The organism is Vineibacter terrae (genome assembly GCF_008039615.1).
Taxonomy (GTDB): Bacteria; Pseudomonadota; Alphaproteobacteria; order Reyranellales; family Reyranellaceae; genus Vineibacter; species Vineibacter terrae.
This window is the reverse complement of sequence record NZ_VDUZ01000034.1, coordinates 93,177-103,583: the sequence shown is the minus strand read 5'-3', so window position 1 is coordinate 103,583 and position 10,407 is coordinate 93,177. Positions and strand designations below refer to the sequence as shown.

The 10,407-nt window shown below is 69.7% G+C and carries 10 protein-coding genes; 1 reads left to right on the top strand and 9 read right to left on the bottom strand.

Annotated features, from left to right (window positions below; translation table 11 throughout):
• The 9 genes from FHP25_RS26415 to mutS all read right to left on the bottom strand — a co-directional run.
• Positions 1-327, bottom strand: a 327-nt coding sequence (locus tag FHP25_RS26415; RefSeq protein ID WP_178133795.1) for a translation initiation factor IF-2 associated domain-containing protein, incomplete at its 3' end; no start/stop codon positions are given.
• A gap of 32 nt (positions 328-359) precedes the next feature.
• Entirely contained in the window at positions 360-1,004 is a 645-nt protein-coding gene (locus FHP25_RS26410; RefSeq protein WP_147849972.1) for an RNA-binding protein, read from the bottom strand.
• A 24-nt stretch (positions 1,005-1,028) separates the two neighbouring features.
• Positions 1,029-2,573 carry a transcription termination factor NusA gene (gene nusA, locus FHP25_RS26405; RefSeq protein WP_147849971.1) on the bottom strand — a complete coding sequence of 515 codons (1,545 nt, stop codon included), beginning with the start codon at positions 2,571-2,573 and terminating at the stop codon, positions 1,029-1,031.
• A gap of 45 nt (positions 2,574-2,618) precedes the next feature.
• Positions 2,619-3,143, bottom strand: a complete 525-nt coding sequence (gene rimP, locus FHP25_RS26400) for a ribosome maturation factor RimP (protein ID WP_147849970.1) — start codon at positions 3,141-3,143, stop codon at positions 2,619-2,621.
• Positions 3,144-3,329: 186 nt separating this feature from the next.
• The gene (locus tag FHP25_RS26395; protein WP_147849969.1) at positions 3,330-3,713 is read right to left on the bottom strand and encodes a type II toxin-antitoxin system VapC family toxin; all 384 of its coding nucleotides are present in this window, start codon (positions 3,711-3,713) and stop codon (positions 3,330-3,332) included.
• 13 nt (positions 3,714-3,726) lie between these two features.
• Positions 3,727-3,969 carry a type II toxin-antitoxin system Phd/YefM family antitoxin gene (locus tag FHP25_RS26390; RefSeq protein ID WP_147849968.1) on the bottom strand — a complete coding sequence of 81 codons (243 nt, stop codon included), beginning with the start codon at positions 3,967-3,969 and terminating at the stop codon, positions 3,727-3,729.
• 40 nt (positions 3,970-4,009) lie between these two features.
• Complete coding sequence (trmB, locus tag FHP25_RS26385; protein WP_147849967.1) at positions 4,010-4,738, bottom strand: tRNA (guanine(46)-N(7))-methyltransferase TrmB; 729 nt, start codon at positions 4,736-4,738, stop codon at positions 4,010-4,012.
• Positions 4,739-4,750: 12 nt separating this feature from the next.
• Positions 4,751-5,134, bottom strand: a complete 384-nt coding sequence (locus FHP25_RS26380; protein ID WP_147849966.1) for a hypothetical protein — start codon at positions 5,132-5,134, stop codon at positions 4,751-4,753.
• 40 nt (positions 5,135-5,174) lie between these two features.
• Positions 5,175-7,826, bottom strand: a complete 2,652-nt coding sequence (gene mutS / locus FHP25_RS26375; protein ID WP_218578614.1) for a DNA mismatch repair protein MutS — start codon at positions 7,824-7,826, stop codon at positions 5,175-5,177.
• Between the two features lie 244 nt (positions 7,827-8,070).
• Here mutS and FHP25_RS26370 point away from each other — a divergent pair, with 244 nt between their 5' ends.
• Positions 8,071-10,368 (top strand): NADP-dependent malic enzyme, encoded by a 2,298-nt coding sequence (locus tag FHP25_RS26370; RefSeq protein WP_408068550.1) that lies wholly within the window; start codon positions 8,071-8,073, stop codon positions 10,366-10,368.
• Positions 10,369-10,407: the final 39 nt, after the last annotated feature.

The following is a 10,407-nucleotide window of genomic DNA, read 5'->3' as shown; positions in this document are numbered from 1 at the left end:
CGCGGGCGTGGGGGTAGTGACCGGCGGCGCCGGCGGCCGCACCGCAGCCGGCGGCGGCGCAGACGGCCGTGCAACGGCCGGCGATGCCTCGGCAGGCTTCGCCGCCGGCGGCGGCTCGGCCTTGGCAACCGTGGGCGCAGGCGCAGCGGGGCCACCCGGCGGCGGCACGATCCGCTTCTTCTTGACCTCGACCGTCACGGCCTTGGTGCGGCCGTGCGAGAATTTCTGACGCACCTGCCCCGTCTCGACCTTCGGCTTCAGATCCAGCCGGCCGGCGCCACCCAGCGTCAGCGGCTTGGTCTGCTTGGTCTCGGTGCTCTCGCTCATGTTCTGCCGTTCTCCGATCCGCATACGCCCTGCTACATGCCCATCGCCTGGCCGGCGGGGGCACGATACGCCGCCCACCGGCCAATCTCGGCGGCCACGCGCCCGGCCAGCGGGCCGGACACGATGCCGATATAGGTCGCATCGTCGCGACCGAAGACGCGGCCTAGCGACGCCGCGTCAACGAAATCCATCACCGGCGCGCCGCGCCCGGCGACCTTGCCGCGGCTGTCGCTGGCATGCGCCTCCTCGGCGCACACGACCAGCCCCAGCCGCCCGCTGCGCAGCCGCTCCTCGACCTTGGCGAAGCCGTTGACGGCGGCGCCTGCGCGCCGCGCCAATGCCAGGGCCTCCAGCGCCCGCGCGCGCAGCAGGCCCTCGATGCGCTGCGGCAGGTCGGCATCGACACCGACGGCGCGACGCGCGCCACGGGCGAACGCCTTGCGCGCGATGCTGCGCTCGACGGCCTCACGCGTCGCGGTCACCCACAGGCCGCGTCCCGGCAGCTTGCGCGCCAGGTCGGGCACAACGCGGCCGTCCGGCCCGACGACGAAGCGGATCATCTCGTGCGGGGGGCGCGTCTGGCCGCTGGCCAGGCATGTGCGCAGCGGTCCGCCCGCCGGGTCGTGCCCGGCCGGTCCCACCGGCATCATCGCCTCGCTCTGCTGCACCACCTGCACTCCGACTGCCTCCTCGCCGCCCGCCTACGCCGTGGCCCCCTGCTCGGTCGCCGGCGGCTCCTCGCCCTCGAACCAGTGCGCCCGCGCCGCCATGATGACGGCGTTGGCGGCATCGCCGTCCATCTCGTCCTCGCCGACGATCTCGCGCAGCTCGTCGCCGGCAAGGTCGGCCAGGTCGTCCAGCGTCTTCACGCCCTTCTCGCCCAGCCGCACAAGCATGCCCGGCGTCAGGCCCTCGATCGCCTTCAGATCGTCGGCAACACCCAGCTCGACACGGCGCTTCTCGAACTCGGCGTCGCGCGTCTCGATGAAGGCGAGCGCACGGCGCTGCAGCTCGGAAGCCAGCTCCTCGTCGAAGCCTTCGATCGAGGTCAGCTCCTCGAGGCCGACATAGGCCACTTCCTCGACGCGCGAGAAGCCTTCCGCCACCAGAAGATGGGCGATGACCTCGTCGACGTCCAGTGTCGTGCGGAAGGCCTCGGCGCGCTCGCGGGTTTCCTTCTGGCGCCGCTCCGACTCCTCGCTCTCGGGCACGATGTCGATGTCCCAGCCCGTGAGGATCGCCGCCAGGCGCACATTCTGGCCGCGGCGGCCGATCGCCAGCGACAGCTGGTCGTCGGGCACCACGACCTCGATCGTGCCCTTGTCCTCATCGAGCAGCACCTTGGCCACCTCGGCCGGCGCCAGCGCGTTGACCACGAAGTTGGCCGTGTCCGGCGACCAGGGGATGATGTCGATCTTCTCGCCCTGCAGCTCCTGGACCACGGTCTGCACGCGGCTGCCGCGCATGCCGACGCAGGCGCCGATCGGATCGATGCTGGGATCATGGCTCAGCACCGCGATCTTGGCGCGGCTGCCGGGGTCGCGCGCCACCGCCTTGATCTCGATGATGCTGTCATAGATCTCCGGCACTTCCTGGGTGAACAGCTTGGCCATGAACTGCGGGTGCGTGCGCGACAGGAAGATCTGCGGCCCGCGCGGCTCCTCGCGCACGTCGTAGATATAGGCGCGCACCCGGTCGCTGGGCCGCAGCGCCTCGCGCGGAATCGACTCGTCGCGGCGGATGATGGCCTCGGCGCGGCCGCCGAGATCGACGATGGTGTTGCCGAAATCGACGCGCTTGACGGTGCCGGACACGATCTCGCCGACCCGGTCCTTGAACTCCTCGTACTGCCGCTTGCGCTCGGCCTCGCGCATGCGCTGCGTGATCACCTGCTTGGCGGTCTGGGCGGCGATGCGGCCGAAGTCGATCGGCGGCAGCTCGTCGGTGAGGAAGTCACCCACCTGCGCGTCGGGGTTGCGCCGCTGCGCCTCCGGCAATGCGATCTGCGTGTTCTCGTTCTCGACCGCCTCGACCACCTGCATGAAGCGCAGCAGCTTGATCTCGCCGCTCTTGCGATCGATCTCGGCGCGGATGTCGTGCTCGAGGCCGTACTTGGAGCGGCCGGCCTTCTGGATCGCCAGCTCCATGGCCTCCAGCACCTCTTCGCGGTCGAGCCCCTTCTCGCGCGCCACCGTGTCGGCGACCTGAATCATCTCCAGGCGAGGGATGTCGGCTGTCGTGGCCATCGTTCGTCGCTCCGTCGTCAATCCGCGGGCAGCGCCGTCGTGCCGTCAATGGGCACTCGGCGGCGCGCCGTCGTTGGCAGTCGCCATCTTGCCGGCTTCGGCAATCAGCGCATCGGTCAGCACCAGCTTGGCGCGTGCCACGCCCGACAGGGGCAGGCGAACCTCGGCACCGTCCTCCAGGCGCAACCGCGCATCCTCGCCGTCGAGACCCAGCAGCACGCCCCTGAAACGCTTACGCCCTTCGACCGGCTCGGCCATCTCGACCCGCGCCACATGGCCGCTCCAGCGCTCCCAGTCCTTGCGCCGCACCAACGGCCGGTCGATCCCCGGCGAGCTCACTTCCAGTGTGTAGGCGCCGTCGATGGGATCCTCGACATCGAGCAGGGCCGATATGGTCCGACTCAGCCGCTCGCAATCGTCCACCGTCATCGGCGCGCCATCGCGGCGCTCGGCCATGATCTGCAGGCGCCCGTCGTGGCCGCCCGCCAGCATCACGCGCACAAGCTCGTAGCCCAGCCCTTCCGCTGCCGGGCCGACAATGCCCTCGATCCGCCGTTCCAGCTCCGTCACGCCGCCTCATCGCTCCGTTGCGATCGCGTCTTGTTGGCCGTTGCCTGGCTCTTGGCGGGTGGAAACGAGAAGAGCGGGCTTTTTGGCCCGCTCTTTCTTGTTAGGTCCGCCGACGGGACCGCTATGTGAGGCCGCATATAGGTAAATCACGGCCGGGAGTCCAGCGGATTGTGACGCCTGCCCCCCTTACCACAACCGCCGGATCGGATAGGTGTCGAAGGGCTGCTCGATCGACACAAGCTGCAGGTTCTCCACCATGGCCTGGGCGATCAGCAACCTGTCGAAGGGATCACGTGAAGGCCCGGGCAGCGAGCCCGCGACTTGGGCATGCCTGAGCGAAATCGGCAGAGGCTTGAATTCCTGCCCTGCAGCGTAGGCTTCAACATCATGAGCGATGGCGGCGGCCTGCTGAAGCTTCCCCTTCATGAACTTGGTCGTAATCTCGAAGACGGTCACGGCGCTGACGAAAACATCCTCCTCGTCCTCGATCCGCCGCCTGACATTGACAGGCAGGATGGTGTTGCCTGCGGCCCACCAGATCAGAGCATGGGTGTCGAGAAGCAGAGGCATGACGGTCGTGGGCCTATTTCAAGCCCCAAGCCTCCAGTTCCTCATCGCTCATGGGCTCCCAAAAGGCTTCATCCAATGCGACGATTCCCTTGAGGCTGCCAAACTGCCGCTTGGGCTTTGCTTTCGGTTGAACTGCCACCAGCTTCGCGACCGGCTTGTTGCCGCGCGCGATGATGATCTCCTCGCCCGCCTCGGCGCGGCGCACGAGCTCGGAGAAGCGCGTCTTGGCCGCGTGGATGGTGATCGGCTCGCCCATGTCTCACATATAGGCAGGGAAGCGGACTTAGTCCAGTGGACTAAGTCCTTCTGAACCGCAGGAAGGCCGGGCGGCGACCGGCCAGCATCTTCTGCTCATAGCGGGTGGGCGGCCAGTCGGCCGACCGCTGCCGCCAGTCGCCCGGGCGCTCGGCCAGCCAGGTGAACGCCGGATGCAGGCAGGCCTGCTCCAGCATCCACGGCAGGTGGACAGGGTCATCAGTTGCCAATCGCAACTCGCCTTCCGGCACCATCAGCTCAGCCAGCCGGTCGAGCGTCTCGCGGCAGACGAAGCGGCGCTTCTGGTGGCGTGCCTTGGGCCACGGATCGGGGAACAGCACAAAGGCGCGGCCGAGCGAGCCCGGCGGCAGGGCGGCCATCACGAAGCGGGCATCGTCGTCGAACACGCGGACATTGCCGACCCCGGTCCGCTCGACATGGGCCAGGCACTTGGCGATGCCGTTGACATAGGGCTCGCATCCGATCAGCCCGACATCGGGATGGTGCTCGGCCTGCCACACCAGGTGCTCGCCCGAGCCGAACCCGACCTCCAGCCAGTAGCCGCCCGGCATGGCCCGGCCGAACAGCGCCGGCAGGTCCAGCGGCGCATGGTCGGCCGGCTCGAGGCTATGGCGCACCGGCACGCGCAGGCGCGGCAGCAGGCTTTCGAGCAGGCCCTGCTGGCCCGATCGCAGCTTCTTGCCGCGGCGGCGGCCATAGAGCGTGCGCCGACGTTCGGCCTCTTCGGGCTGGGGCAGCGACCCGGTCATCGGCATATGCCCTCAGTTGACGATGTCATAGTCGACCACGATCACGTCGCCGATATGCCAGGCGGTCTCGGGGGTGAACGGATCGCGGATGCGCACCCTGACAACCGCGTCGGCGCGGCGGCGCAAGGTGGCCTGCTGCCCGGCATTGCCGCCCAGCTGCAAGCGCGCGGCGGCCTCGATGCGCTGGTCCGCCGTCGTGACGCAGCGCGGCGGCGACAGGGTCAGGATGTAGGCGGTGAAGGTCGAGCCATTGGGGTGGCTGGCCGTGACCGGCGCCACCTTGCCGCTGATCACGTCGCCGGACGCCAGGCAGGGCGCCTGCGCCCGCGCCCGCGCCGCGGCCGGCGCCAGGCCGACGGCGGCGGCCAGGCCGAACCAGCAAAGCGTATGCATCAACGCGCGCATCATCTGTGCCAGCCCAGGGTGGCGGTCGGACTCATGACGCGCTCCCGGGGTCCAGGCGCCCCCGCAGGTTATAGATCAGCTCCAACGCCTCGCGTGGCGTCAGCTCGTCGGGATTGATACCGGCCAGCGCCTTCTCGATCTCGGACTCTTTCGCCGCACCGCCGCCGCTGCCGCCAGTGCCACCGGCGGGCCGCTTGGGAGCGGCGGCAAACAGCGGCAGGTCGTCGGCCAGCCGCGTCACGGCGCCGGACTGCTCGCCCTGCTCCAGCGCCGAGAGCACCTCCTCGGCGCGGGCCACGACCGCCGACGGCAGGCCGGCCAGCTTGGCGACATGGATGCCGTAGGACCGGTCGGCGGCACCCGGCGCCACCTCGTGCAGGAACACGACCTCGCCCTGCCATTCCTTGACGCGCATGGTGTAGGGCTTGAGCGCCGCCAGCCGCGTCGCCAGCGCCCCGAGCTCATGATAGTGCGTGGCGAACAGCGCCCGGCAGCGGTTGACCTCGTGCAGCTGCTCCAGCGCCGCCCAGGCGATCGAGAGGCCGTCGAACGTCGCCGTGCCGCGGCCGATCTCGTCGAGGATCACTAGGCTGCGCGGCGTCGCCTGGTTGAGGATGGCAGCCGTCTCGACCATCTCGACCATGAAGGTCGAGCGGCCGCGCGCCAGGTCGTCGGCAGCCCCGACGCGGCTGAACAGCCTGTCGACGGTCCCGATCCTGGCGTGGTCGGCCGGCACGTAGGCGCCCATCTGCGCCAGGATCGCCATCAGCGCGTTCTGGCGCAGGAAGGTCGACTTGCCGGCCATGTTGGGGCCGGTCAGCAGCCACAGCCGGCGGTCGGCCCCCAGATCGCAGTCGTTGGCCACGAAGGCGGCCGTGCGCTGGCGCCGCAAGGCCGCCTCGACGACCGGGTGGCGCCCGCCCGAGATGGTGAAGTCGGCCCCCTCGACCATGACCGGGCGCGTCCAGCGCTCGGCCACCGCCAGCTCGGCCAGCGCCGATGCGACATCCAGCGCCGCCAGCGCCTGGGCCGCCGCGGCGACCGCCGTGGCCCGCTCCAGGACGGCGCGCACCAGGCCGTCGAACAGCTTCAGCTCGAGCTGCAGCGCGGCATCGGCGGCGCGGCCGATCCTGGCCTCGAGCTCGCTGAGCTCGACCGTGGCGTAGCGCGTGGCGCTGGCCATGGTCTGGCGGTGGATGAAGCCGTGCGCCGTCGGATCGAGCTTGCCGAGATTGGTCTGCGTGATCTCGATATGATAGCCGATGACGTTGTTGTGCCGGATCTTGAGCGAGGCGACGCCGGTGGCGGCGCGATACTTCGCTTCCAGCCCGGCGATGGTCTTGCGGCTGTCGTCACGCAAGGTGCGCAGCTCGTCGAGCTCGGCGGCATGGCCGGGGCGGATGAAGCCGCCGTCGCGCACCAGAAGCGGCAGCTCGTCGGCCAGAGCGGCGGCCAGCACGTCGACCAGCGCCGCATGCCCCGACAGCGCCGCCGCAAGATCGGCCAGCTGCGGCGGGCGGTGCAGCGCCGGCGCCGCGTCGAGCAGCTCGGCGATGCCGCTGCCCTGGCGCAGGCCGTCGCGCAGGCCGGCGAGATCGCGCGGACCGCCGCGTCCCACCGAGAGGCGCTGCAGCGCGCGTTCCATGTCGGGCACCTGGCGCAGGCGCTCGCGCAAGGTCTCGCGCAGCGCCGGCGTCTCGGCCGCGAAGCGCACCAGGTCCAGCCGCGCCTCGATCGCGGCGATGTCGGTCAGCGGCGCCGCCAGCCGCTCGGCCAGCAGGCGCGCGCCCGGGCCGGTCAACGTCCGGTCGATGCAGGCCAGCAGGCTGCCGTCGCGGCGGCCGTCCAGCGCCCGCACCAGCTCCAGGTTGCGGCGGGTCGCCGGGTCGATCTCCATGCTGCCTGACGCGCTTTCGCGCCGCGGCGGCGACAGCGCCGGCACCTTGCCGGCCTGGGTCAGCTCGACATAATCGACCAGGCTGCCGCAGGCCGCCACCTCGGCACGGCCGAAGCTGCCGAAGCCGTCGAGCGCGCCGACGCCGAACAGGCGCTGCAGGCGCTGGCGCGCATTGTCGCTGTCGAAGCGGGCCGAGGGCAGCGGCGTCAGCGCCGCCTTCCAGTCGGCCAGCGCCGCGGCGATCTCGGGCCGCGCCAGCAGGCGGTCGGGCAGCAGGATCTCGCCCGGCTCCAGCCGCGCCAGGGCGGCCACGAGGCCCGCCGCCTCGAGCGGCTGCACGGCGAAGGCGCCGGTCGAGAGGTCGAGCCAGGCCAGGCCGAGCCCGCCCTGCGCCTCCGACAGCGCCGCGAGGTAGTTGTGCGCGCGCGCGTCGAGCAGCGCGTCCTCGGTCAGCGTGCCGGGCGTGATGACGCGCACCACGTCGCGATTCACCACCGATTTCGCACCGCGCTTCCTGGCTTCGGCCGGATCCTCGGTCTGCTCGCAGACCGCGACCTTGAAGCCCAGTCGGATCAGCCGCGACAGATAGGCCTCGTGGCTGTGCACCGGCACACCGCACATCGGAATGTCGGCGCCCTGGTGCTGGCCGCGCTTGGTGAGGGCAATGTCGAGCGCCGCCGATGCCTTGACGGCATCGTCGAAGAACAGCTCGTAGAAATCACCCATCCGGTAGAACAGCAGATGATCGGGATGGCGCCGCTTGATGGCGAGGTACTGCGCCATCATCGGGGTAACCGCTGCCGCCGGCTCGGTCTCGGCCCGGGGCGGCGGCCGGGACAGGTCATCTGGCGTGCGCGTATCGGGCACGGGAACCAACGTCTTGATGGCAAAGGATTTGTGACGCCAGTCTACATGCTGGGAGTTTCCAGGTCGATGCATGTCGGCTAGAACGCTGGGGACAAGCAATGCCGGATCGGCCTGGCCCGGATCCGGCACATGAAGTGTCGTCAAGCGTCGAGAGGGAACACCCGTGTCCGAGACCACGTTCGATGTCGAGCCCAAGCAGGTCGAATCCGGCGATCTGGCGGCTGACTCGTTGCGCATGCATGCAGCCGGACGGCCGGGCAAGATCGAGATCGTCCCGACCAAGCCGCTGACCACCCAGCGCGATTTGTCGCTGGCCTACTCGCCAGGCGTGGCGGCGCCCTGCCTGGAGATCCAGCGCGATCCGTCGACGGCGTACGACTATACCTCCAAGGGCAACATCGTCGCCATCATCTCCAACGGCACGGCGGTGCTGGGCCTGGGCGACCTCGGGGCCCTGGCCGGCAAGCCGGTGATGGAAGGCAAGGCGGTGCTGTTCAAGCGCTTCGCCGATGTCGACGGCATCGACCTGGAGGTCGACACCAAGGATGCCGAGGCGTTCATCAACTGCGTCAAGCTGCTGGGGCCCAGCTTCGGCGGCATCAACCTCGAGGACATCAAGGCGCCGGAGTGCTTCATCATCGAGCAGCGCCTGCGCGAGCTGATGGACATCCCGGTCTTCCACGACGACCAGCACGGCACCGCCATCGTCTCGGCCGCCGGCCTGATCAACGCGCTGCATCTGACCGGCCGCGACATCAAGGACGTGAAGATGGTGGTGAACGGCGCCGGCGCCGCGTCGATCGCCTGCATCGAGCTGGTCAAGGCCATGGGCCTGCCGCATGAGAACGCCATCCTGTGCGACACCAAGGGCGTGATCTGGCAGGGTCGCACCGAGGGCATGAACCAGTGGAAGTCGGCGCACGCCGTGCGCACCAAGGCGCGCACCCTGGAAGAGGCGATGAAGGGCGCCGACGTCTTCTTCGGCCTGTCGGTGAAGGGCGCGGTGACGCCCGACATGGTGCGCAGCATGGCGGCCAAGCCGATCATCTTCGCCATGGCCAACCCCGATCCCGAGATCACGCCGGAAGACGTCAAGGCGGTGCGCGGCGATGCCATCATCGCCACCGGCCGCAGCGACTATCCCAACCAGGTCAACAATGTCCTGGGCTTCCCCTATATCTTCCGCGGCGCGCTCGACGTGCGCGCCCGCACCATCAACGAGCAGATGAAGATCGCCGCCGCCGAGGCGCTGGCCGAGCTGGCGCGCGAGGACGTGCCCGACGAGGTCGACCGCGCCTACGCCGGCCGCCGGCTGCGCTACGGGCCCGAGTACATCATGCCGGTGCCGTTCGACCCGCGCCTGATCGTCGAGGTCTCGGCCGCGGTGGCGCAGGCGGCGATGGACTCGGGCGTGGCCCGCAAGCCGATCATCGACATGGCCGAGTACAAGCGCCAGCTGTCGAGCCGGCTCGACCCGACCACGGCCTGGCTGCAGAGCCTGTTCGAGCAGGTCAAGGCCAATCCGCGCCGCATCGTCTTCGCCGAGGGCGAGGAGGAGCGCACCATCCGCGCCGCCGTCGCCTTCCGCGACAACGGCTACGGCACCCCGATCCTGATCGGCCGCGACGACCAGGTGCGCGAGACGATGCGGTCGCTGGGCATCACCGACGAGGACGGGCTGGAGATCCACAACGCGCGGCTGTCGACCAAGAACCAAGCCTACACCGACATGATCTACCGCCGCCTGCAGCGCAACGGCTTCCTGCGCCGCGACGTGCAGCGCATGGTCAACCAGGGCCGCAACGTGTTCGGCGCCTGCATGGTCGCGGCCGGCGACGCCGACGGCATGGTGACCGGCATCACGCGGCGCTTCCCCGAGTGCTTCGGCGACGTCACGCGTGTGATCGACGTCGAGCACGACAAGGTGGCGATCGGCTACTCGATCGTGGTCTCGCGCCACGGCACGGTGTTCCTGGCCGACACCTCGGTGAACGAGACCCCGACCTCGACCGAGCTCGCCCTCATCGCCAAGCAGATGGTGCACAATGCGCGCCAGATGGGACACGACCCGCGCGTGGCGTTCTTGTCGTTCTCCAACTTCGGCTCGCGCGAGATGGATCGCACCACGCGCATCCGCGACGCCATCCGCCTGCTGGCCGACGAGGGCGTCGATTTCGAGTTCGACGGCGAGATGCAGGCCGACATGGCGCTCGATTACGAGCTCCTGAAGTCGACCTATCCGTTCTGCCGCCTGACGGGCCCGGCCAACATCCTGATCATGCCCGGCCTGCACTCGGCCCACATCGCCTCGCGCCTGATGCAGCGCCTGGGTGGCGTCACCGTGATCGGGCCGGTGATCGACGGCCTGCAGAAGCCGGTGCAGGTCGTGCAGATGGGCGCCACGGTCAGCGACCTGGTGAGCCACGCGGCGCTGGCGGCCTACCACTCGCTGGAGCGGTAGCGGCCTCACCAGGCTGCGCATTCATGTCGGCGCGCCTGC

What these genes read in the sequence shown, in the direction of transcription:
- nusA (WP_147849971.1), bottom strand. Translation starts at nt 2,573, where the DNA reads ATGGCCACGACAGCCGACATCCCTCGCCTGGAGATGATTCAGGTCGCC.
- FHP25_RS26395 (WP_147849969.1), bottom strand. Translation starts at nt 3,713, where the DNA reads ATGCCTCTGCTTCTCGACACCCATGCTCTGATCTGGTGGGCCGCAGGC.
- FHP25_RS26390 (WP_147849968.1), bottom strand. Translation starts at nt 3,969, where the DNA reads ATGGGCGAGCCGATCACCATCCACGCGGCCAAGACGCGCTTCTCCGAG.
- trmB (WP_147849967.1), bottom strand. Translation starts at nt 4,738, where the DNA reads ATGACCGGGTCGCTGCCCCAGCCCGAAGAGGCCGAACGTCGGCGCACG.
- mutS (WP_218578614.1), bottom strand. Translation starts at nt 7,826, where the DNA reads ATGATGGCGCAGTACCTCGCCATCAAGCGGCGCCATCCCGATCATCTG.